The sequence below is a fragment of the Curtobacterium sp. L1-20 genome (assembly GCF_048755855.1).
GTDB lineage: Bacteria > Actinomycetota > Actinomycetes > Actinomycetales > Microbacteriaceae > Curtobacterium.
In genome coordinates, this window is sequence record NZ_CP151473.1 from 1,337,914 (window position 1) to 1,359,371 (window position 21,458).

The following is a 21,458-nucleotide window of genomic DNA, read 5'->3' on the forward strand; positions in this document are numbered from 1 at the left end:
CCACGAGGAACCGATGACGACCCAGCCCGCCGCACCCGCCGCCCCGGCGCCGGGGAACGCCGCGCGCGTGCTCCGGCTCGTGCACGAGGCCGGGCCGATCACGCGCGCCGAGGTCACCCGGCGGACGGGCCTGAACCGCTCGACCACCCTCACGCTCGTCGGCGAGCTCGTCGACCTGGGGCTGCTGCACGAGGAGCTGCCCGCCCCGGGGTCGCCCGGAGCCGGGGTGGGTCGACCGAGCCCCGTCGTGCGGGCCGCCGCGGACGTCGTGGCGGCGGCGGTCACGGTCGAGATCGACGCGGTCTCGGTGGCGCTCGTCGGCCTCGACGGCACCGTGCGTGCGCGCCTCGTGGAGCCGCAGGACCGCCCGCCGACACCCCTCGAGGCGGTCGAGACGGTCGCGGCCCTCATCGACCGTGTCCGCCACCCGGCCGTGGGGAGCGACGGAGCCGCGGGCCGCAGCAGCAGCGACACCGCCGAGCAGACGAGCCCCGCCGACCTCGCCGCAGGCGGCAGCCCCGGCGATGTCGGCGACCCGGTCGGGGGCGGTCAGCGCGCACAGGGCGGCGGCACGCTCCGGCTCGTCGGCATCGGCGTCGCCGTCCCGGGGACCGTCCGCGTCGACGACGGCTCCGTGCAGTACGCCCCGCACCTCGGCTGGCACGACGAGCCCCTCGCCGGCCCGCTCGCCGACCGGACCGGCCTGCCCGTGCGCGCCGCCAACGACGCGAACCTCGGCGCGTGGGCGGAACGACTCGGGGGCAGCGGCCGCGGCGTCGACGACCTCGTGTACCTCAACGGCGGCGCGAGCGGCATCGGCGGCGGTGTCATCACGAGCGGTCGGCCGCTCAGCGGCGCCGACGGCTACGCCGGTGAACTCGGGCACACCTTCGTGGCGGCGAACGGCATCCGGTGCCACTGCGGCGCGGTCGGTTGCCTCGAGACGGAGGCGTCGCGGGACACCCTCGCCGCCGCCGCCGGCACGGCACCCGACGACCTCGAGGCCCTCGCCACCGCGCTCGCCGCGGGACGACCCGAGGTCGAGCGCGTCGTGGACCGCCAGGTCGCCGCCCTCGCGACCGCCCTCCGCAACGCGATCCACACCGTGAACCCCGAGGTCGTCGTGCTCGGTGGCTTCCTCGGCGTGCTGCTCGACCACGTCGGCGACCGCATCGTCGACGACGTCCGCGCCCAGTCGATGACCGGCACGGCGGACCGGCTCCGCATCGTGCCGGCGGCGCTCGGTCGCGACGTCCTCGTGCACGGCGCCGCCGAGATCGCGTTCCGCGACCTGCTGCGCGACCCGGCGCGGATCGCCGAGGCCGTCGCCGCCGCGGTCCCCACCACCACCCTGTCCGAACACGACCGCGACGACGCGGTCGAGGAAGCGAGAACCGCATGACCTCCACCCAGAGCCAGCGCGTCAGCGTGCTGCTCGGCACCCAGGACCTCACGGTCGAGGACCGGCCCGTCCCCGAGGTCGACCCGGGCGACGTGCTCGTCCGCGTCGCCGCCGTCGGTGTCTGCGGCTCCGACGTGCACTACTACCGGCACGGCCGGATCGGGGACTTCGTCGTCGAGGAGCCGCTCGTCCTCGGCCACGAGCTCTCCGGCACCATCGTCGCGGTCGGCGACGGCGTCGACGCTGGCCGGGTGGGCGAGCGCGTCGCCGTCGAACCGCAGCGGCCCTGCCACCGGTGTGCGCAGTGCCTCGCCGGCCGCTACAACCTCTGCCCGCACATGCGCTTCTACGCGACGCCGCCGGTCGACGGCGCCTTCGCCGAGTTCGTCACGATCGAGGCGGAGTTCGCGCACACGCTCCCGGAGGCGGTGTCCTTCGAGGCCGGCGCGCTGCTCGAGCCGCTCTCCGTGGGGATCGCCGCGGTCCGCAAGGCCGGCATCGTCCCCGGCTCGTCGGTGCTCATCGCCGGCGCCGGCCCGATCGGCATCATCTGCGCCCAGGCCGCCAAGGCCTTCGGCGCGTCCCGCATCGTCGTCAGCGACCTGGTCGCCGAGCGGCGTGAGCGGGCGCTGTCCTTCGGCGCGACCGAGGTCGTCGACCCCACCGTCGTGTCCGTCGCGTCCGACATCGTGCCCGTCGACGCGTTCATCGACGCCAGCGGTGCGCCCCGCGCGGTGTCCGACGGCATCAAGGCGGTCGGCCCGGCCGGTGCCGCCGTCCTCGTCGGGCTCGGCAACTCCGAGATGACGCTGCCGGTCGAGCACATCCAGAACCTCGAGGTCACGGTCACCGGGATCTTCCGGTACACGAACACGTGGCCGGTCGCCATCGAGCTGGTGGCCTCCGGCCAGGTCGACCTGGACTCGCTCGTCACCGGGCGCTACGGCCTCGACGACGTCCGCGACGCGCTCGAGAGCGACACGGACCCGGCGTCCCTGAAGTCGGTCGTCTACCCGAACGGCGTGCCGGCCTGAGCCGCCGTGCTCCGCACCCCGCCCGCCGACGGGGTGCGCGAGCGCGGACCGTCGACGACGTGACCGCCGGACGGACGGGAGGCGCGGTGCGGGCCCGCACCGCGCCTCCCGTCCGTCGCCCGGTCGCCACCAGGACACGTGACCCGCGTCGGGCGGCCCCGACTGGGGCCACCGGTGCGACACCTCGACGCGCTACGGTTCGCGCATGACGGCTACACCCTCGGCTGCGGTGCCGCAGCGCACCGACCGGCGCGCCCTCGTCTCCTGGGCGCTCTGGGACTGGGGTTCCGCCGCCTTCAACGCGGTCGTCACGACCTTCGTGTTCAGCACGTACCTGGCGAGCCGTGCGTTCGTCGACCCGGACCTCGTGGCCGACACCTCCGCCGCCGGGGCGGCGACCGTCGAGCGCGAGCTGGCGCACAACGCGGCCGTCGTCTCCACCGCACTGACGATCGCCGGCATCGTCGTCGCCCTGGTCGCGCCCGCGGTGGGCCGGCTCGCGGACTCCTCCGGGCACCGTCGGCGGTCGGTCCTGGTCGCGACCGTCGGCGTCGCGCTGTCCATCGGCGGCATGGTCTTCGTCGCGCCGAGCCAACCCTTCCTGCTGCTCGGCGCCGCCCTCCTCGGCATCGGCACGGTGGCGTACGAGATCGCCAGCGTCGGGTACAACGCGATGCTCGGGCAGGTCGCCCCGGGCGAGCAGAAGGGCCGGGTGTCCGCGATCGGCTGGGCGGCCGGGTACTTCGGGGGCATCGTGCTGCTCGTCGTGCTGCTCGTGCTCTGCATCCAGGACTTCGGCACCCCGGGCGTCGGCGGGCTCCTGCAGCTCCCGGCGACCGTCGCGTCCGGGCAGTGGGACGTGCGGGTCGCGATCGGCATCGCCGCGGTCTGGCTCGCGGTGAGCTCGATCCCGCTGTTCGTCACCATCCCCGAGGCAGCGGCCGACCCGTCGGTGGGTGGCGGCGGCGTGTTCGGCGCCTACCGCGACCTCGGCCGCCACATCGCGCGGTTGTGGCGCGAGCGGCGCGACGTCCTGGCGTTCCTGCTCGCGAGCGCCGTGTTCCGCGACGGCGTGGGCGCGGTCTTCACCTTCGGCGGCATCGTCGCCGCGCAGGTCTTCGGGTTCAGCCCGTCGCAGGTGATCCTGTTCGCCATCGCCGCGAACGTCGTCGCCGGCATCGCGACCTTCCTGTCCGGACGGCTCGACGACCGGTTCGGCTCACGGGCGATCATCACGGTGTCGCTCGTCGGGCTCGCCCTGTGCGGCATCGGCGTGTTCCTGGTGGGCACGGTCACGGCCGGGTTCTGGGTGCTCGGCCTCACGCTCGCGCTGTTCGTCGGACCGGTGCAGTCGTCGTCGCGGGCGTACCTCTCGCGGCTGGCCACCCCCGGGCGCGAGGGCGAGCTCTTCGGGCTCTACGCCACCACCGGGCGCGCGGCGTCGTTCCTCGCGCCCGCGTTGTTCGGGATCGCCGTGACGGTCGGCGGTTCGACGCGGTTCGGGATCCTCGGGGTCGTCGTGGTGCTGGTCGCGGGGGTCGTGCTGATGGCGTTCGTGCCGCGGGGGCCCCGCGCGACCCGCTGAGTGCCGCGAGGCTCCCGTCCCGAGGGCCGATCGCGGGTGTCCCGGAGCGGATCGACGGACTCCACGGGTGACGTGCGCCAGGATGGAGCCATGACCGACCAGCGGATCGCCGTCGTCGTCCTCGCCGCCGGGCAGGGCACGCGCATGAAGTCGTCCACCCCGAAGGTGCTGCACCGCCTCGCCGGCCTGCCGCTCATCGCCCACGTGCTGCGGACGGCGTCGTCCCTCGAGCCGGAGCACGTCGCCGTCGTCGTGCGGCACGAGCGCGAGCGTGTGGCCGCCGAGGTCGTCGAGCGCGCGCCCGCCGCGATCGTCGTCGACCAGGACGACGTCCCCGGGACCGGGCGTGCGGTCGAGGTCGCCGTGCAGGCGCTCCCCGCGGACTTCGACGGCTCCGTCGTGGTGCTCTCCGGTGACGTCCCGCTGCTCGACGCCGCGTCGCTTCGTCGGCTCGTCGACGCGCACGTGGGCGCCGCGAACGCCGCGACGCTCGTCAGCGCGATCGCGCCGGACCCCACCGGTCTCGGCCGCGTCGTCCGTGATGCCTCCGGAGCGTTCGTCGGCGTCGTCGAGCACAAGGACGCGAGCACCGAGCAGCTCGCGATCACCGAGGCCAACGCCGGCATCTACGCGTTCGACGTCACGCACCTGCGGGCCGTCCTGCCCTCACTCACCACGGCGAACGCGCAGGGCGAGAAGTACATCACCGACGCGCCGTCCCTCATCGCGGACCGCGGCGGGCTCGTCGACGTCGTGACGCTGACCGACCCCTGGCTCGTCGCCGGCATCAACGACCGTGCGCAGCTCGCCGACGCGGCACGGGTGCTCAACGACCGCATCGTCCGACGGCACCAGCTCGCCGGGGTGACCGTGCAGGACCCGGCCACCACGTGGATCGACCTCGACGTGACGATCGAGCCCGACGCCGAGGTCCTCCCCGGCACGCAGCTCGTCGGCGCCACCGCGATCGCCGCCGGCGCGGTCGTCGGCCCGGACACCACGCTCCGCGACACCGAGGTCGGGGCGGGCGCGACCGTCAACCGCGTCGACGCAACCCTCGCCGTGATCGGCGACGGTGCCTCGGTCGGCCCGTTCGCGTACCTCCGCCCGGGCACGATCCTCGGCGAGCGGGGCAAGATCGGCACCTTCGTCGAGACGAAGAACGCGGTCATCGGCCGGGGGAGCAAGGTCCCGCACCTGTCCTACATCGGCGACGCCGAGGTGGGCGAGGACTCGAACATCGGCGCGAACACCATCACCGCGAACTACGACGGCGTGCACAAGCACCGCACCGAGGTCGGGTCGAACGTCCGCACAGGCTCGCACAACGTGTTCGTCGCCCCGGTTAGGATTGGGGACGGGGCGTACACCGGCGCGGGTACGACCGTCCGCAAGGACGTACCGGCCGGCTCGCTGGCCATCAGCTACGCCCCGCAGCGCAACACCGACGGATGGGTCGAGCAACACCGGCCCGGTTCGCCGGCGGCCGAGGCAGCTCGGCGCGCGACCGGCGAACAGATCTGACGGCTCTCGGGCCGATCGACACGGCCCTCCGGGGTCAGGGAGTGAGCACCGCACTTGTCCGGAATCAAAACCACCGGCCAGAAACGACTCGTCCTCGTCTCAGGGCGAGCACACCCGGCGCTCTCGGCGGAGATCGCCGAGGAACTCGGTGTCGAGCTCGTCCCGACCGACGCCCGCACGTTCGCGAACGGCGAGCTCTACGCCCGCTTCGACGAGTCCGTCCGCGGGTGCGACGCCTTCGTCATCCAGTCGCACACGGCCCCGATCAACGAGTGGCTCATGGAGCAGCTCATCATGGTCGACGCCCTCAAGCGTGCCTCCGCGAAGCGCATCACGGTCGTCGCGCCGTTCTACCCGTACGCCCGGCAGGACAAGAAGGGCCGTGGGCGTGAGCCGATCTCGGCCCGCCTCGTCGCCGACCTGTTCAAGGCCGCCGGTGCGCACCGCATCATGAGCGTCGACCTGCACGCCGCCCAGATCCAGGGCTTCTTCGACGGGCCGGTCGACCACCTGTTCGCCATGCCCGTGCTGCTGCAGCGCTTCCAGGAGATCCTCGACCCCTCGACGCTGACCGTGGTGTCGCCGGACATGGGCCGCGTGCGCGTCGCCGACATCTGGTCCGAGAAGCTCGGTGCGCCGCTCGCGATCATCCACAAGCGCCGCGACCCGCTCGTGCCGAACCAGGTGTCCGTGCACGAGATCGTCGGTGACGTCTCCGGCCGGGTGTGCCTGCTCGTCGACGACCTCATCGACACCGGTCGCACGATCGCCAAGGCGGCCGAGGCGCTGAAGAACGCCGGTGCCACCGGTGTCGTCGTCGCCGCGACGCACGCCGTGTTCTCGGACCCGGCGACCGAGCTGCTGCAGAGCGAGTTCATCGACCGGGTCGTCGTCACCGACACGCTGCCCCTGCCGGAGGAGAAGCGCTGGGACCGGCTCGAGGTCCTGCCGATCGCCCCGCTCATCGCGCGCGCCATCCACGAGGTCTTCGACGACGGGTCCGTCACGTCGATGTTCGACGGTGCAGCGTAGCGGTGCCGTCACACTGATGGGCGCCGCCGACGGCGCCGGACGGTCCGCGCCACGTCGGCTGTCGTGACCGCGTCTCGCACCCCCGCCCACACCGCGCTCACCGCCCGCCTCCGCGCCGCGGGCAGCGTCTTCGCCGAGGACGAGGCCGACCTGTTGCTCGAGGCGGGCGACGGTGATCCGGTGCGCCTGCGCTCCCTCGTGCAGCGACGGCTCGGCGGGGAACCGCTCGAGTACGTGCTGGGTTGGGCGGCGTTCGACGGGCACCGGGTCCGGGTGACGCCGGGGGTGTTCGTGCCGCGCGCGCGGACCGCCGTCGTCGTGGACCACGCGGCCCGACGCCTGCAGCGCTACGACCGCGTCGTCGACCTCTGCTGTGGGGCGGGCGCGATCTCGGTGGCGTTGCTCGGCCGTGTCGGAGCGCTCGACCTGGTGGCGTCGGACGTCGACCCGGACGCCGTCGCGGTGGCGGCGGAGAACATCGGCGACCGCGGCATCGTCGTCGCCGGGGACCTCTTCGCGCCGCTGCCCGACCGGTTCCGTGGCGCGGTCGACGTCGTCGCGGTGAACGCCCCGTACGTGCCCACCGCGTCGATCGCGACGATGCCGTCCGAGGCACGGGACCACGAGCACCGCGTCGCGCTCGACGGGGGGTCGGACGGGCTCGATCTGCACCGACGCATCGCCGCCGGTGCCGGCGAGTGGCTCCGCCCGGGTGGTGCGGTCGTGATCGAGGTGTCGGACGCGCAGGCACCGGCCTCGGCCGCGTGCTTCACCGACGCCGGGTTCGACGCCACGGTCGCACGCGACGACGAGGTCGACGGCACCTGCGTGGTGGCGGTCCGCCGGGCGTGACGGCTGCCGCCGCCGGGAGTGGCGGCTGCCGCTGAGCGCGGCGGCCACCGCCGCCGGGCGCGGCGACGGTGCGGCGGGCGTGACGCACGTCCTCGCGGTGTCCCGTGACCCACACCGCGCCTCCCGACCGACGGCGGTCAGCGCCCCGTCAGGAGGCGCGCACCTCGACGGTGTGCCAACCGGACGCACCGTTCGGCGCCGGAGGCCGCTCGACGCTCGTCTGGACCTCGCCGTCGGCGCTCACCGCGCGGACCTGGATCCGGTGCGAGCCCTTCGTCGGCTCCCACCGGTACACCCACTGCCGCCAGGTGTCAGCGGACACGGAGTCCGCGAGCATGGCCTCCTGCCAGGGGCCGTCGCCGATGCGCACCTGCACGCCCTTCACACCGGTGTGCGGCTGCCAGGCGACACCGGCGACCGCGACGGTCTTGCCCGCGGTCAGCGATGCGCCGTCGCGGGGGGTGTCGATGCGCGACTCCAGCTTGACCGGGCCGCGCTCCGACCAGCCGCGCGGCGTCCAGTAGCCCTGCGCGTCCGCGAACCGGGTGACCTCGAGCTCGGTGACCCACTTCGTCGCCGAGACGTAGCCGAACAGCCCGGGCACGACCATGCGCACCGGGAACCCGTGCTCCGGGGGAAGCGGTTCGCCGTTCATGCCGACGGCGAGCAGCGCCGCCGTGCCGGAGTCCTGCAGGACGTCGAGCGGCGTCCCCGCCGTGAACCCGTCGACGCTCCGGGACAGCACCATGTCGGCCCCGGCGTGGGGCGCGGCACGTTCGAGCAGGAGCCGGATCGGGTAGCCGAGCCACAGGGCGTTGCCGATGAGGTCGCCTCCGACCTCGTTCGAGACGCAGCTGAGGGTGGCGTGGTGTTCCTCGAGGGGGAGGGCGAGGAGGTCGTCCCAGGTCAGCTCGACCTCGTGGTCCACCGCGCCGTGGATGCGGATGCGCCAGTCGGCGGTGTCCACGGACGGCACCCGGAGGGCGGTGTCGATCCGGTAGAAGTCGGCGTTCGGGGTGATGTACGGGGTGATCCCCTCGACGGACAGCGAGGCCCCGTCGGGCACGGCCGGAGCCGCGGTGGCCGGTGCGGGCAGCCGTATCGCACGACGCGCGGCTGCCGCGGCCTGCACGGCGGACGACCCGACGCGCGCGGCCGTGCCCACGACGACGGCGACCGCCGCAGCGCTGATGCCCCACGCGAGGAACGCCCGACGCTCCGTCGCCGCCGGCCGCGGGGAGGCGGAGGGGACCGCCGCTGCCGCCTCCCACCGCCGGAGGCGACCCGCGAGGACCCGGAGCACGACGACGGCAGCGGCGACCCCGAGCACCGACGGCGCGCCGTCGAGCATCCCGCTGTCCGAGCGTGTGCTCACGGCGACGAGGGACAGTCCACCGCCGACCGCGAAGACGAGGGCGCCGAACGGCGGTCGAGCACGTTCCAGGACGCCGGCGGCGGCGCTCACCACGGCGACGATGACGCCCATGAGCACGAACAGCGCCACCTTGTCGCCGGTGCCGAAGAGCGACACCATGAGGTCCTTCGCGCCACGGGGTGCGAGGTCGATGACGGCCGAGCCGACGGCGACGAGCGGACTGCCTGCGCCGCCGAGCAGGAGGGCGCCGAGCTCGGCGGCGGCGAAGAACGACGCTCCGGCGACCAGCCCGGTGGCCGCGGCCCACCAGTGAGCCGGCGGTGCGGTCTCGTGGCGCTCCGCGGGCGGCGCGAGGGTCTCCTGGTCAGTGGTCACTGCCCGAGCGTAGGTCGCGTGGGCCGCGTACGGGCTGACAGCCGCGCACTCGGTTCGGCACGCGTTCACCGGGCCGGGCCAGCCGACCACCGACGAGCCGTGCGAGGATCGGGGTGTGCTGAGCCGTCCTGACCGCGTCCCACGCCCCGGACGCGCTCGCCGACCGCAGCGCCGGCCGGTGTCGCCCGCGCGGCGTCTCGCCGTCCTCCGGTGGGTCGTGGTCGCCGTCTGGGCGGCCCTGCTCACCACGCGCATCGTCGTCGTCGCGTTCTCGCCCGGCGTCGACCTGACCTGGTTCGGCGTCGCGGAGGTCGTCGCGATCACGCTGGGCCTCGTCGTCATCGGCGTCGCGGTCGCCCGCGCGCACGCGTCGCATCGACGCCGCGAGGACGAAGCGCTCGCCCTCGCGATCCGCCGCATCGACCCGACCGTGTGGTTGGTGCCGGCGGCGCCGACGGAGGAACTCCGGGCCACGATCGAGTCCGTCCGGCCGGAGGCGTCGCTCGGGAACCGGGTCACCTGGGCCGTCGGCGCGACCGAGGCGTCCCTGTGGGAACTCGAGGACCGCCGGGCCACCCGGCTCATGGTGATCCGGTGGAGCCGCATGGTGCACGTCGGCCTCGAGGACGTGCACGGTGACGGTCGGGCGTGGGCGATCGCGATGCACCACGTCCGCCCGGACGACTCGCCAGCCGTCGCGACGTTCTTCGTGCGCGCGTCGCCCGGGTCGGGCCGGTTGCTCGGACGCGGGCCGCGGCTCGAACGGCTCGTCGCGGACCTCGCCCGCGAACGCATCGTCGCCTGACGGCGTCACCCGCCGCGCGCCGCCGAGTGTCGACGGAGCGCCGCCGTGTCACGACGGAGCAGAGCAGGGGCCCCGCCGATCGGCGGGGCCCCTGCTCGTCGCGTCAGTGGGTCGAGGGTTCCTGTTCGACCTCGCGTCGGTCGTCGTCGGACCACAACGTGTGGAACGTGCCGTCCTTGTCGATGCGCTGGTACGTGTGCGCGCCGAAGAAGTCGCGCTGGCCCTGGATCAGCGACGCGGGCAGCCGGTCGGACGCGAGCGAGTCGAAGTACGCCAGCGCGGACGAGAACCCCGGGGCGGGGATGCCCGATGCGGCAGCGATGCCGACGATGCGCCGCCATGCGGCCTCACCTTCCGCCACCGCGTCCGCGAAGTACGGGTCGACCAGCAGCGACTCGAGCTCGGGGTCCTTGTCGTAGGCCTCGACGATGCGGTTGAGGAACTGCGCGCGGATGATGCAGCCGCCCCGCCAGATCTTCGCCACGTTGCCGAGGTCGATGTCCCAGCCGTACTCCTTCGCACCGGCGATGATCAGGTCGAAGCCCTGCGCGTAGGCGACGACCTTCGACGCGTAGAGCGCCGCGCGGACGTCGTCCTCGAACGTGTCGGGGACCTGCACCACGTCGGGCCGGCTCTTCACCGACTTCTGGACGGCGGCACGCTGCGACGGCTTCGACGACACCGCGCGGGCGAAGACGGCCTCGCCGATGCCGGAGACCGGGATGCCGAGGCCGACCGCGTTCTGCACGGTCCAGACGCCGGTGCCCTTGGAGCCGGCCTCGTCGCGGATGACGTCGACGAGGGGCTTGCCGCTGTCGGCATCGGTCTGCTTGAGGACCTCGCCGGTGATCTCGATCAGGTAGGACTCGAGGTCGCCCTCGTTCCACTTCTCGTAGATCTGCACGAGTTCGTCGACGCTGTGGCCGCCGGCGCGACGGAGCAGGTCGTAGGACTCCGCGATCAGCTGCATGTCGGCGTACTCGATGCCGTTGTGCACCATCTTGACGAAGTGCCCCGCGCCGTCCGTGCCGATGTGGGTCACGCACGGCTCGCCCTCGGCGACCGCGGCGATCGACTCGAGGATCGGGCCGAGGGTCTCCCAGGCCTCGTCCGAGCCGCCGGGCATGATCGAGGGCCCCTTCAGGGCGCCTTCCTCGCCGCCGGAGATGCCGGTGCCGACGAAGTTGAGGCCCTTTTCACGGAGGTCGTGCTCGCGGCGGATCGTGTCGTGGAAGTTGGCGTTGCCGCCGTCGACGATGATGTCGCCCTCCTCGAACCGGTCGGCGAGCTGGCCGATGACCGCGTCGGTGCCCTTGCCTGCCTGCACCATGATGATCGCGGTGCGGGGCTTCGACAGGGACGCGACGAAGTCGTCGATGTCCTCTGATGCGATGAAGCCGGCGTCGCCGTGTTCCTGCATGAGCTCTTCGGTGCGGGCGTAGGTGCGGTTGTAGACCGCGACCGTGTTGCCCTCGCGCGAAGCGAGGTTGCGCGCGAGGTTCGAGCCCATCACCGCGAGGCCCACCACCCCGATGTTCGCCTGACCGTTGTTGTCTGCCACGAGGTCTCCTTCGTCCTGTCGTCCCCGGACCAACCTACGAGCCGCACCCGAGAAGCGCACCAGTGTCCCGGCAACTGGGGACGGCCCACGGCCACGCCCATACTGTGGAGGGATGAGCGACTCCGACGTCCACCCGCCCGTGCTCGTGATGGGGGTCTCCGGCTCCGGCAAGTCCACCGTCGGGCAGTCGGTGGCGGACGCCATTACGGACCACGGTGAGTCCTGCGTCTTCGTGGACGCGGACGACCTGCACCCCGTCGCCAACAAGGAGAAGATGCGGCAGGGCATCCCCCTCACCGACGAGGACCGCTGGCCGTGGCTCGACGCCTGTGCCGAGCGGATCGCCTCGGTCCAGGCGTCCGGGCAGCGGTGCGTGATGGCGAACTCGGCGCTGAAGCGCGTCTACCGTGACCGGCTCCGCGCGAGTGCACCCGACCTCGTGATCGCGTTCCTCGACGGCTCCCGCGACCTCATCGCCGAGCGCCAGGCGCACCGGCACCACGAGTACATGCCGTCGTCCCTGCTCGACTCGCAGTTCGCGACGCTCGAGCGGCCGCAAGCGGACGAGGCCGCCGTCGCCGTGTCGATCGAGGGATCGGTCGACGACACGGTGGCGACGATCCTCGCCGCGCTGTCGGTCACTTCCGGCTGAGCTCGGACAGCCGCGAGCGGTACTCCTCGGCGTCGATGTCGCCGCGGGCGAAGCGGTCGGCGAGCACGCTCCGTGCGTCCGACCGTGCACGCCAGCTGCCTCGGCGGAGGACGCCGAACGCGACCAGCGCGACGAGGAACGCGAGGAAGAGGAACGCGGGGACGACGGGGAACGGGGCGCCGCCGCCGTGCCAGTACGGGCCGGCGGCCGTGGCGGCGGTGAGCATGGTGTGGGTGAGCACGAGGACCTCCTGGGTCGGTTTCGGTGCCGCTGTCGCGACCGTCCAAGACTCCGGCCTGGAGGCGCGGCGCGCGTCCGCCACCGAGGCCCACTTCCACCTGCTCCCGCGGTCGTAGGGCATTGCCTCCTCCACAGGCGACTACTCCCCGGGGAGTAGTCCACAGCTCGTGCTCCCGCCGGATGTCCCCGGGCCGCTGCGACCCTAGGCTCGCTGCATGGACTCCGCCCCGGCCGCCGCCGACCCGGCGTCCGTCGACGCCCGCAGGAGCGGTCGCCGACGGTTCGCCCGGGTCGGACGCGTGCTGCCCGTGGCGCTGCTGCAGGTCCTCGGCACGGTCCTGGCGTCGCGCTTCACGAACCCCGCGGGCGGTCCACCGTGGGCGCGGCACGCCCTGGGCGGCCCGGCCGACCCGGTGGTGCTCGGCCCGCTCGCCCTCGCGCTGTTGGTCGCCGGTGTCGTCGTCCTGCCGTGGCGGTGGCGCTGGCCGAGCGCGGTGCTGTTCCTCACCCTCGCCACGACGGTCGGGTACGCGCTGGTGGTCAGCCCGCGCGGACCGTTCGTCGCCGCGCTGACGATGGCGATGGCGAACGCCTGGTTGCAGGGGCGCCGTTCCGCGGTCGCGATCGTGGCCGGCACGAGCGTCGCGGTGCTGCCGACCGTCGACACCGTGCTCGGTCGGTCATCGGTCCTCGACCTCAGCACGGTCCTGCTCTCCGTCGCGTGGGTCACCGTGACGATCGCCGTCTCCGAACTCGTCCGGGTCCGGCTCGAGCGGGTCGCCGAACGCCGTCGTCAACGCGTCGAGGCCGACCGCCGACGGGCCGCCGACGAACGGGTCCGGATCGCCCGGGAGCTGCACGACTCCGTCGCGCACAGCATGTCCCTCATCAACCTGCAGTCCGGCGTCGCCCTCCACCTCGGCGCCGAGCTGCCGGAGCAGACCCGCGACGCCCTGACGAACATCCGCGACTCCAGCCGCGAAGCCCTCGTCGAGCTCCGGACGATCCTCGGCGTCCTCCGGTCCGTCGACGGTGTGCCGGACGGCGACGGCTCCGAGCGCACCCCCGTGGCGGGGCTCGACCGGGTCGGGGACCTCGTCGAGCGCGCGCGTGCCGCCGGCGTCGACGTCACCGTGACCATCGACGGCGACCCCGGGGCCGTGCACGGGATCACCGACCGCAACGCGTTCCGCATCGTGCAGGAGTCGGTCACGAACGTCATGAAGCACGCGCCCGGCCACCGCGCCAGGGTCGCCATCGCGATCGGCCCGGACGTCGTGGACCTCCTCGTCGAGGACCACCCGTCGCAGCCACGGCCGGACGGCACCCGGTCGACCGCGCCGCTCGCACCGACCGGCAACGGCGTCATCGGGATGCGGGAGCGTGCGACCGCCGTCGAGGGGACGCTCTCCGCAGGCCCGACGACCGACGGCGGATGGCGGGTGACCGCACGGCTCCCGGTCGTCGGCGCCGGGACGGAGACCGTGCGATGACCAGCGAGCAGACCACCGGCGACACCGTCCGCGTGCTCCTCGTCGACGACCAGGTGCTCGTCCGCGCCGGGCTGCGGGCGCTCGTCGACGCCGAACCGGGGATGACGGTGGTCGGCGAGGCCGGTGACGGAGCGACGGCGGTCGACGTCGCGCGCGCCGAGCGCCCCGACGTCGTGCTCATGGACATCCGCATGCCGGGCACCGACGGCCTCGCCGCGACGCGCCTGATCTCGGCGGACCCCGACCTCGACGCGGTGCACGTCGTCGTCCTGACGACCTTCGAGGAGGACGACTACGTCTTCGAGGCGATCCGCGGCGGCGCGGCCGGCTTCCTCGTGAAGGACACCGAACCGGCCGAACTCCTCCGTGCCATCCGCACCGTCGTCGCGGGGGAGTCCCTGCTGTCTCCCCGGGCGACACGGTCACTGGTCGAGGCGTACGCCACCCACGCGAAGCCGGTCTCCCTCGCACCGGAGCTCGGCGTCCTGACGGACCGCGAACGTCAGGTGATGCAGCTCGTGGCCGTCGGCATGACCAACGCCGAGATCGCCGAGCACCTGTTCGTCAGCCCGATGACCACGAAGACCCACGTCTCCCGCGCCATGATCAAGCTCGGCGCCCGCGACCGCGCCCAGCTCGTCGTCTTCGCCTACGAGACCGGCCTCGTCACCCCGGGCTGGCGCCCGTGACGAGCCCTTCCGTTCCAGCCCTCACGACCCTTGGTATCAGCTCTGATACCATCGCGGCCATGGCGATGACACTTCGACTGGACGATGCCGAAGGTGCAGCGCTGCGCAAGCGAGCAGAACTCGAAGCGCGGTCGATGCAGGACATTGCGCGCGAAGCCATCCGCGAGTACATCGAGCACCACAGCCGATCGGACCTGATCGACAGCATCCTCGACCGTGAACTCCCTCGTTTCGCTGAGGCGCTCGAACGTCTCGGCAAGTGATCCACCTCACCACGGACGAGGCCCTCCACATCGCTCGGCGGACCCTTGGCCCAGACTTCTCAGTACGCGACGTCGGCCTGCTGGAAGCCGCCGTGACGCGCCCCGCGACCTCGGTCGGGGGCAAGGACGCGTACCCGTCGACCGTCGAGAAGGCCGCAGCGCTCGTGCACTCGGCAGTCCGGAACCACGCGCTCGTCGACGGCAACAAGCGGCTCGGGCTGATGCTGCTCATCGTCTTCCTCGAGGTCAACGGTCGACGGTTGACCGCCTCGAATGACGAAGCTCATGACGTCATCATCGCGATCGCGGAAGGTCGGCTCGACTCCGTACCCGACATCGCCGCGGCACTGGAGCCGCTCGTCGCGCCGAGCCCGTGATGCCGCCGCCCCGGTGCCTCGTACGGCTCTGCGCGGACACATCAGCTCCGTCGCTCAGAGCTTGAACGTCGCCCGCGGGATGTCCGACACGATCCGCCGTGCCGTGCGGACGGCGTCCTCCTCCGTCAGCTGGTGCGTCACGACGAGCGATGCCAGGTACGCGGCGTCCGCTCTCCGTGCCATGTCGTGCCGTGCCGGGATCGAGCAGTACGCCCGGGTGTCGTCGATGAACCCGGAGGTCTTCGTGAACGACGCCGAGTCGGTGATCGCGGCCCGGTACCGCCCGATCGCGGCCGGGGTGTCGATGAACCACCACGGCGCTCCGGCGTACACGGCGGGGTAGAAGCCGGCGAGCGGTCCGATCTCGCGGGAGAACACGGTCTCGTCGACGGTGAACAGCACGAGGTGGAACCCCGCCGCGGTGCCGAAGGACTCGAGCAGGGGCCGGAGCGGCTCGGTGAAGGACCCGACAGCGGGCAGGTCGTGGCCCGTGTCCGGCCCGAAGCGTTCGAGCGTCGGGGTGTGGTGGTTCCGCAGGACCCCGGGGTGGAGCTGCATGACGAGGCCGTCGTCGACGCTCATCTCGGCCCACCGGTAGAGCATGTCGTGCCGGTACGCGGTCGCCTCGGCGGCGGTGACGCCACTCGGCCCGGCGAGGGCGGCCGTGTGGATCCGTGCGCGTTCCGACGCGGACAGCGGCGTCGATCCCGCGTCGAGCACCCCGGTGTCGGTGGCGGTCGCGCCGTGCTGGACGAAGTACTGGCGACGGGCGCGGAGTGCTGCCAGCAGCCCGTCGTGGGTCCCCGTGTCGATGCCGGCGGCTTCGCCGACGGACGCGACCACGCGCCTCCAGTCCGACCGCGACGGGTCGAACACCGCGTCCGCCCGGAACGTGGGGAGCACCCGGCCGGTGAAGGTCGGGTCGGCGGCGAGCCGGGCGTGCGCGGCGAGGTCGGCGTCGGGCGCGTCGGTGGTGGCGAGGACCTCGATGCCGAAGGCGTCGAACAGGGCACGCGGTCGCATCTGTGGCTGCTGCAGCAGGGCGGCGATGTGGTCGTACTGGACGTCGGCGTTCGCGGCCGAGGGCTGCTCGGTCAGCCCGAAGACGTCGTGCAGCTCCGTCTCGAACCAGTAGCGGACGGGGGTGCCGAGGAAGTCGTCCCAGTGCTCGGCCAGGTTGCGCCAGATCTCCCGACCCGGCGGGACGGCGGCGGTGCCGGACAGGTCGGCGCGACCCAGCGCCTCCAGTCCGACGCCGTTGGCGTGCAGGAGCCGCAGGACGTAGTGGTCCGGCGTGATGAGCAGCGAGGCGGGGTCGGGGAACGGCTGGTCGTCCGCGATGAGGGCGGCGTCGACGTGGCCGTGCGGCGAGAGGATCGGCGCGTCCGCGACGGCCTCGTAGACGGTCCGCGCGACCGCGCGCGCTCCCGGGTCGGCGGCGAACAGCCGGTCGGGGTGCGGGGCGAGCGCCGTGGCGGTGGTGGTCTGGGTCATCGTCGACTCCTTCAGGACGGACGGTGGGGCGAGGTCGGCGCGGGGCCGGTCGACTCGCGGACGGTGAGGTGCGTGGGCAGGGCGACGGCGCCGCTCATGTGCTCGCCGGGGAGCTCCTCGGCGGGGATGGCGCCGAGCCGGCCGAGGAGCATCCGGATCGCGACCCGGCCGGCGCGCTCGATGGGTGAGGTCATGGTGGTCAGGGGTGGGTTGCAGAAGTCGGCGCCGAAGATGTCGTCGCACCCGACGATGCTCATGTCCTCGGGGACCCGGACGCCGCGCTCGCGGAGCCGGGCGAGCATGCCGATCGCGATGAGGTCGTTGAACGCGATGCAGGCCGTCACCCCGGCGTGCACGGCGGCGTCGGCGGCCGCGGCGCCGGAGTCGACGAACGGCGCGTGCGGACCGACACGGCCGACCCGGACGTCCAGCCGCTTGGCGACGCGTACCAGGGCGCGCCACCGCCGCTCGTTCGACCACGAGCTGTCCGGACCGGCGACGTACAGGACGTCCCGGTGGCCGAGCGACACGAGGTGCTGCACGGCCTGCTCGACCCCACCAGGGGTGTCGATGAGGACGGAGGGGACCCCGGCCGGGCGGCGGTTGACGACGACGAGGGGCGTCCGTTCGGCGAAGCGGGCGATCTGCGCGTCGGACAGCCGCGAGGCGGTGAGGACGGCCCCGTCGGCCTTGCCGGCGATGGCGCTCAGGGCAGCCATCTCGGCGTCGGCGGACTCCTCGGTGTCGACGAGCAGCTGCGTCCACCCGGCACCCGCGAGCTGGTGCTGCGTGCCGCGGATGACGTCGAAGTAGAAGGGGTTCGTGATGTCCGAGACGAGCACGGCGACGGCACGGGTGCGGCCGGAGGTGAGCGCGCGGGCCTGCGAGTTCGGCACGTAGCCGAGGTCGCGGGCCGCCTGCTGGATCCGCTGCTGCGTGGCGTGGTTGACCCGGTCGGGCAGGGACAGCGCACGGGACACGGTGGAGGGAGCCACCCCGGTCGCGTCGGCGATGTCGCGGATCGTCACCCGCCGGGCGGTGTCGGTGTCGGTCACGGGTCCTCCGTCGGACGGCCGGCGCCGCGGTGCGCCGGAACGGGGTCGGCGCCGCGGCGCCGGTGCGGCGACGGGTGGTCGCCGGAGCGGCGCAGCGGTGCGCCGGTGCAGCGACCGTAGGACGTCGTGGCAACAAGTGGCAACCGGTTGCCGGAAGTTGCCACCCCCGGAGACAGTGGTGCTCACGCCGGGGGCAGGACCACCCGGTACCCGGGCAGCAGCGTCGCTCCCGGGAGGAGGTCTCGAGGAGGAGAGCCCCGCATGAGCACAGGAAGACCGAGGAAACGCACCCTGGTCGGTGCCGTCGCCGTGGTCGCCCTCGCCGCGTTGTCCCTGCAGGGGTGCGCCGTGGTGAACGGCAGCGGCGACGACCCGAACACCCTCCGCGTCATGATGGGCGCGGACACCACCTACCCCAAGGAACGCAAGCAGTGGCAGCAGGAGACCGCTGCCGAGTTCAAGCGCACCACCGGCGCCGACATCCAGTGGGAGACGTACTCGTCCGCGCAGGAGGAGCTCACCGCCATCCAGACGAGCGTCATCTCGGGGCAGGGCCCCGACGTCTACGCGATCGGCACGACCTTCACCCCCACCGCGTACGCCACCGGCGCCTTCGTCGAGATGGGGCAGAAGGAGTGGAAGGCCGTCGGCGGGAAGGACCAGTTCGACCCGGCGTCCTTCGGCATCTCCGGCCCGAGCGCCTCGAAGCAGATCGGCATCCCGTTCGCCAGCCGCCCGTTCGTGATGGCGGTCAACAAGGACCTGCTCGCCCAGGCCGGGATCGACTCGATGCCCACGACCTGGGACCAGCTCACCGCGGACGCGAAGGCGACCACGACGGCGGACCACCACGGCATGGCGATCGCGTACGCCGACGGCTTCGACCCCTGGAAGTTCGTCTGGGGCATGGCCCAGAACGCCGGCAACACGATCGTTTCTAAGGACGGCACGGCCGAGATCGACACGAAGGCCGTCGAGAACGCCTACCGCACCTACTTCGACTGGGTCACGAAGGACGGCGTCGTCGACAAGGCCGCGATCGGCTGGAACAACGCGCAGGCCCTCGCACAGTTCACCGAGGGCAAGGCCGCGTTCTTCCCGATGACGACCACCACCGCGATCAACTCGTTCAAGGACACCCCGGTCGACGGCAAGTACGAGTTCGCGCTCCTGCCGACGGTGCCACCCGGAGCGACGTCGCGTCCGAGCGACGGCATCGAGGCTGCCAGCATCCTGTCCGGCGACAACTGGGTCGTCGCCGACTACGGCATGAAGCAGGACCTGTCGTTCGACTTCGTCAAGCAGCTCAGCACACCGAAGGCGCAGCTCGAGTACTACGAGCTCTTCGGCAACCTGCCCACGAACGCCGACGCCGCCGCGCAGCTCGCCGCGGACAACCCACAGCTGAAGCCGATCATCGACGCCGGGAAGCTCTCGAAGCCCACCGCGTTCACCGGCGCCTGGTCCGACATCCAGCTGTCGCTCGTGGACGTCGTCGTGCAGTCCATCCCGTCGCTGAAGCGCGGCGAGGTCACCGACGACGAACTCCGCAAGCGCCTGCAGGGCGCTCAGAAGGACGCCCGGTCCACGCTCGACCGGCAGAAGAACGGAGGCCTGTGATGACGCAGGTCCAGACCCCCGCGCCGCGCACGACCGAACCGCGCGCCCGTGCGGTCCGTCCGCACGGCACGACGCCGCTCTACAAGCGGGAGCGCCCGTTGTGGATGCTCCTGCCCGGCGGTGTCCTCATGCTCGCCGTCATCGTGGTCCCGCTCCTGGTGGGCGTCTTCATCGCGATGCTCGACCTCGACCAGTACACGTTGCGCCAGTGGTTCAGCGCCCCGTTCGTCGGGTTCGCGAACTTCGCCGAGGCCTTCACCGACTCGCCCCTGCTGCACTCGATCTGGATCTCGGTGTCCCTGTCGGTCCTGGTGACCGTGGTCACGGTGCCGATCGGCGTCGCCGCCGCGATCTCCACGCAGAACCGGTTCCCCGGGCGCGGCCTCGTCCGGTCGATCTACCTCATCCCGTACGTGCTCCCGGCGTTCGTCGTCGGCACGTTCTTCCGGACGATGCTCCAGCCGCAGGGCGTCGTGAACTCGATCCTGCACACCGACGTGCTGTGGTTGAACGGCTCGGCGTCGTACTGGGCGCTCGCCGGCGTCATGATCTGGACGAGCTGGCCGTTCGTCTACCTGCTGTCACTCGCCGGGCTGCAGGCCGTCGACAACGAGGTCCACGAGGCCGCCGCGCTCGACGGGGTGACCTGGTGGGCGAAGCTCCGGTACGTCATCTTCCCGTACCTGCGCGGCCCGCTGTCGCTCGCGATCATCATCTCGATCCTGCACAACATCAACAACTTCACCCTGCCGTTCGTCCTGTTCGGCATCCCGCTGCCGTCGAGCGTCGAGGTGATGCCCGTCCTGACGTACATCGCCAGCTTCCAGTCGTTCCGCTTCGGGCTCTCCGCGGCGATGGCGATCTGCTCGCTCGTGATCGTCGCCATCCCGCTGTTCGTCTACCTGCGAGCGGTCAAGCTCGACACCGGCGACGACGCGGGTCCCGACCGGAAGCAGCGCCGCGCCGACCGGCGCACGCTCGCCGCAGCGACCCCCGCGGCCGCTGCCGACATCGACGGAGCCCGAGCATGAGCGCCTTCACCCCCACCCGGACCCGCTCCACCGCGACGCTCACCGAGAGCATCACCGCGCCGGGCCGCCGGTCCAGGCGGCCGTACGACACCGACGTCACCCGGCTCCTGCCGCGCTGGCTGCTGGTGCTCGTCATCGCGGTGATCATCGCGTTCATCGCCGTCCCGGTCCTCTACATCCTGTTCGGCTCGGTGAACTCGGACGTCGCGGTCGCCCGCGGCGAGTACTTCCCGTCCGAGTTCACGCTGTCGAACTACGTGGACATCTGGTCGACGGTCGCCCTCGGCGAGGGGCTCGTGAACTCGATGCTCACCGCCGGTGCCGTCGCGGTGGCGAGTGCCGCGCTCGCCGTGTCCACCGCGTACGTCCTGGTCCGCTTCCGGTTCCTCGGTCGCCTGACGATCCTCCGCGGGCTCCTCGCCCTGCAGTCGATCCCCGGCACGCTCCTGCTCCTGCCCGTGTTCGTCGTGTTCTCGAACATCGCCAGCGCGACGGGCGTGCAGATCATCGGCACCCGGTGGGGCCTGTTCGTCACCTACCTGACCTTCGCCCTGCCGTTCTCCACGTGGGTGATGGTCACGTACCTGCGCGGGCTGCCGAAGGAGCTCGAGGAGGCCGCCCGCATCGACGGCGCCTCGTCGACGAAGATCCTCACGAAGATCGTCCTGCCGCTGTCCTGGCCGGGCATCGTCGTGTCGGCGATCTTCGCCTTCCTGCTCGGGTGGAACGACGTCCTGTTCTCCACGATCATGACGACCCCGAACACCCGGACGGTCGCGGTCGTCCTGCAGGTGCTCGGCACCACCCAGGAGGGCGGCGCCGTCCCGATCTACGGACAGATGATGGCCGCCTCGATCGTCTGCGCCGTCCCCGTCGTCGCCCTGTACCTCATCTTCCAGCGCTACCTGGTCGGCGGGCTCACCGCCGGCTCCGTCAAGTAGCGCTGTGCAGTCCGCCGACTTGTCCACAGACCGTCTGGAGGCGCGGTGCCAGCCCGCC

At 72.4% G+C, this 21,458-nt stretch carries 20 protein-coding genes; 15 read left to right on the top strand and 5 right to left on the bottom strand.

Annotation, left to right across the window (positions count from 1 at the left end; translation table 11 throughout):
* Window positions 1–13: 13 nt before the first annotated feature.
* The 6 genes from AAEP86_RS07920 (at window position 14) to AAEP86_RS07945 (ending at window position 7,429) form a co-directional block, all read left to right on the top strand.
* Window positions 14–1,402, top strand: a complete 1,389-nt coding sequence (locus AAEP86_RS07920) for an ROK family transcriptional regulator (RefSeq protein WP_420369996.1) — start codon at window positions 14–16, stop codon at window positions 1,400–1,402.
* The gene (locus tag AAEP86_RS07925; protein WP_420369997.1) at window positions 1,399–2,436 is read left to right on the top strand and encodes an NAD(P)-dependent alcohol dehydrogenase; all 1,038 of its coding nucleotides are present in this window, start codon (window positions 1,399–1,401) and stop codon (window positions 2,434–2,436) included. The genes AAEP86_RS07920 and AAEP86_RS07925 overlap by 4 nt, the downstream gene beginning before the upstream one ends.
* A gap of 205 nt (window positions 2,437–2,641) precedes the next feature.
* Window positions 2,642–4,021 (top strand): MFS transporter, encoded by a 1,380-nt coding sequence (locus AAEP86_RS07930; RefSeq protein WP_420369998.1) that lies wholly within the window; start codon window positions 2,642–2,644, stop codon window positions 4,019–4,021.
* 90 nt (window positions 4,022–4,111) lie between these two features.
* The gene (gene glmU, locus AAEP86_RS07935) at window positions 4,112–5,545 is read left to right on the top strand and encodes a bifunctional UDP-N-acetylglucosamine diphosphorylase/glucosamine-1-phosphate N-acetyltransferase GlmU (RefSeq protein WP_420369999.1); all 1,434 of its coding nucleotides are present in this window, start codon (window positions 4,112–4,114) and stop codon (window positions 5,543–5,545) included.
* A gap of 54 nt (window positions 5,546–5,599) precedes the next feature.
* Complete coding sequence (locus AAEP86_RS07940) at window positions 5,600–6,577, top strand: ribose-phosphate diphosphokinase (RefSeq protein WP_097180781.1); 978 nt, start codon at window positions 5,600–5,602, stop codon at window positions 6,575–6,577.
* A gap of 63 nt (window positions 6,578–6,640) precedes the next feature.
* Window positions 6,641–7,429 (top strand): putative protein N(5)-glutamine methyltransferase, encoded by a 789-nt coding sequence (locus AAEP86_RS07945; RefSeq protein WP_420370000.1) that lies wholly within the window; start codon window positions 6,641–6,643, stop codon window positions 7,427–7,429.
* Window positions 7,430–7,577: 148 nt separating this feature from the next.
* On the opposite strand, the gene AAEP86_RS07950 is transcribed toward AAEP86_RS07945, so the two are convergent.
* Window positions 7,578–9,179 (bottom strand): molybdopterin-dependent oxidoreductase, encoded by a 1,602-nt coding sequence (locus AAEP86_RS07950; protein WP_420370001.1) that lies wholly within the window; start codon window positions 9,177–9,179, stop codon window positions 7,578–7,580.
* A gap of 115 nt (window positions 9,180–9,294) precedes the next feature.
* Here AAEP86_RS07950 and AAEP86_RS07955 point away from each other — a divergent pair, with 115 nt between their 5' ends.
* Window positions 9,295–9,984 (top strand): hypothetical protein, encoded by a 690-nt coding sequence (locus AAEP86_RS07955; protein WP_420370002.1) that lies wholly within the window; start codon window positions 9,295–9,297, stop codon window positions 9,982–9,984.
* 103 nt (window positions 9,985–10,087) lie between these two features.
* Here the strand turns inward: AAEP86_RS07955 and gndA are convergent, their stop codons facing one another.
* Window positions 10,088–11,545, bottom strand: coding sequence for an NADP-dependent phosphogluconate dehydrogenase (gene gndA, locus AAEP86_RS07960; protein ID WP_420370003.1), 1,458 nt, complete (start codon window positions 11,543–11,545; stop codon window positions 10,088–10,090).
* A 112-nt stretch (window positions 11,546–11,657) separates the two neighbouring features.
* Here gndA and AAEP86_RS07965 point away from each other — a divergent pair, with 112 nt between their 5' ends.
* A complete protein-coding gene (locus tag AAEP86_RS07965; RefSeq protein WP_420370004.1) occupies window positions 11,658–12,197 on the top strand; it encodes a gluconokinase in 540 nt (179 codons plus the stop codon).
* Here AAEP86_RS07965 and AAEP86_RS07970 read toward each other — a convergent pair.
* Complete coding sequence (locus AAEP86_RS07970) at window positions 12,184–12,438, bottom strand: hypothetical protein (protein ID WP_420370005.1); 255 nt, start codon at window positions 12,436–12,438, stop codon at window positions 12,184–12,186. The genes AAEP86_RS07965 and AAEP86_RS07970 overlap by 14 nt on opposite strands.
* Window positions 12,439–12,652: 214 nt before the next feature.
* Here AAEP86_RS07970 and AAEP86_RS07975 point away from each other — a divergent pair, with 214 nt between their 5' ends.
* The 4 genes from AAEP86_RS07975 to AAEP86_RS07990 are packed head-to-tail and all read left to right on the top strand — an operon-like array spanning window position 12,653 to window position 15,259.
* Window positions 12,653–13,930 (top strand): sensor histidine kinase, encoded by a 1,278-nt coding sequence (locus tag AAEP86_RS07975; RefSeq protein ID WP_420370006.1) that lies wholly within the window; start codon window positions 12,653–12,655, stop codon window positions 13,928–13,930.
* Entirely contained in the window at window positions 13,927–14,619 is a 693-nt protein-coding gene (locus AAEP86_RS07980; protein WP_420370007.1) for a response regulator transcription factor, read from the top strand. Before AAEP86_RS07975 ends, AAEP86_RS07980 begins: the two co-directional genes overlap by 4 nt.
* 59 nt (window positions 14,620–14,678) lie before the next feature.
* Window positions 14,679–14,882, top strand: coding sequence for a hypothetical protein (locus tag AAEP86_RS07985; RefSeq protein WP_420370008.1), 204 nt, complete (start codon window positions 14,679–14,681; stop codon window positions 14,880–14,882).
* Entirely contained in the window at window positions 14,879–15,259 is a 381-nt protein-coding gene (locus tag AAEP86_RS07990; protein ID WP_420370009.1) for a type II toxin-antitoxin system death-on-curing family toxin, read from the top strand. The genes AAEP86_RS07985 and AAEP86_RS07990 overlap by 4 nt, the downstream gene beginning before the upstream one ends.
* A gap of 54 nt (window positions 15,260–15,313) precedes the next feature.
* On the opposite strand, the gene uxaC is transcribed toward AAEP86_RS07990, so the two are convergent.
* A complete protein-coding gene (gene uxaC / locus AAEP86_RS07995) occupies window positions 15,314–16,753 on the bottom strand; it encodes a glucuronate isomerase (protein ID WP_420370010.1) in 1,440 nt (479 codons plus the stop codon).
* Window positions 16,754–16,764: 11 nt separating this feature from the next.
* On the bottom strand, window positions 16,765–17,808 hold the full coding sequence (locus tag AAEP86_RS08000) for a LacI family DNA-binding transcriptional regulator (protein WP_420370011.1): 1,044 nt from the start codon (window positions 17,806–17,808) through the stop codon (window positions 16,765–16,767).
* 261 nt (window positions 17,809–18,069) lie between these two features.
* Here AAEP86_RS08000 and AAEP86_RS08005 point away from each other — a divergent pair, with 261 nt between their 5' ends.
* From AAEP86_RS08005 to AAEP86_RS08015, 3 genes are read left to right on the top strand one after another with little or no spacing between them, the layout of a single operon-like run.
* Entirely contained in the window at window positions 18,070–19,428 is a 1,359-nt protein-coding gene (locus tag AAEP86_RS08005) for an ABC transporter substrate-binding protein (protein ID WP_420370012.1), read from the top strand.
* Entirely contained in the window at window positions 19,428–20,459 is a 1,032-nt protein-coding gene (locus tag AAEP86_RS08010; protein WP_420370013.1) for a carbohydrate ABC transporter permease, read from the top strand. The genes AAEP86_RS08005 and AAEP86_RS08010 overlap by 1 nt, the downstream gene beginning before the upstream one ends.
* Complete coding sequence (locus tag AAEP86_RS08015) at window positions 20,456–21,400, top strand: carbohydrate ABC transporter permease (RefSeq protein ID WP_420370014.1); 945 nt, start codon at window positions 20,456–20,458, stop codon at window positions 21,398–21,400. The genes AAEP86_RS08010 and AAEP86_RS08015 overlap by 4 nt, the downstream gene beginning before the upstream one ends.
* The last annotated feature ends 58 nt before the right edge of the window (window positions 21,401–21,458 follow it).

What these genes read in the sequence shown, in the direction of transcription:
- AAEP86_RS07920 (WP_420369996.1), top strand. Translation starts at nt 14, where the DNA reads ATGACGACCCAGCCCGCCGCACCCGCCGCCCCGGCGCCGGGGAACGCC.
- AAEP86_RS07925 (WP_420369997.1), top strand. Translation starts at nt 1,399, where the DNA reads ATGACCTCCACCCAGAGCCAGCGCGTCAGCGTGCTGCTCGGCACCCAG.
- AAEP86_RS07930 (WP_420369998.1), top strand. Translation starts at nt 2,642, where the DNA reads ATGACGGCTACACCCTCGGCTGCGGTGCCGCAGCGCACCGACCGGCGC.
- glmU (WP_420369999.1), top strand. Translation starts at nt 4,112, where the DNA reads ATGACCGACCAGCGGATCGCCGTCGTCGTCCTCGCCGCCGGGCAGGGC.
- AAEP86_RS07965 (WP_420370004.1), top strand. Translation starts at nt 11,658, where the DNA reads ATGAGCGACTCCGACGTCCACCCGCCCGTGCTCGTGATGGGGGTCTCC.
- AAEP86_RS07975 (WP_420370006.1), top strand. Translation starts at nt 12,653, where the DNA reads ATGGACTCCGCCCCGGCCGCCGCCGACCCGGCGTCCGTCGACGCCCGC.
- AAEP86_RS07980 (WP_420370007.1), top strand. Translation starts at nt 13,927, where the DNA reads ATGACCAGCGAGCAGACCACCGGCGACACCGTCCGCGTGCTCCTCGTC.
- AAEP86_RS07985 (WP_420370008.1), top strand. Translation starts at nt 14,679, where the DNA reads ATGGCGATGACACTTCGACTGGACGATGCCGAAGGTGCAGCGCTGCGC.
- uxaC (WP_420370010.1), bottom strand. Translation starts at nt 16,753, where the DNA reads ATGACCCAGACCACCACCGCCACGGCGCTCGCCCCGCACCCCGACCGG.
- AAEP86_RS08005 (WP_420370012.1), top strand. Translation starts at nt 18,070, where the DNA reads ATGAGCACAGGAAGACCGAGGAAACGCACCCTGGTCGGTGCCGTCGCC.
- AAEP86_RS08010 (WP_420370013.1), top strand. Translation starts at nt 19,428, where the DNA reads ATGACGCAGGTCCAGACCCCCGCGCCGCGCACGACCGAACCGCGCGCC.
- AAEP86_RS08015 (WP_420370014.1), top strand. Translation starts at nt 20,456, where the DNA reads ATGAGCGCCTTCACCCCCACCCGGACCCGCTCCACCGCGACGCTCACC.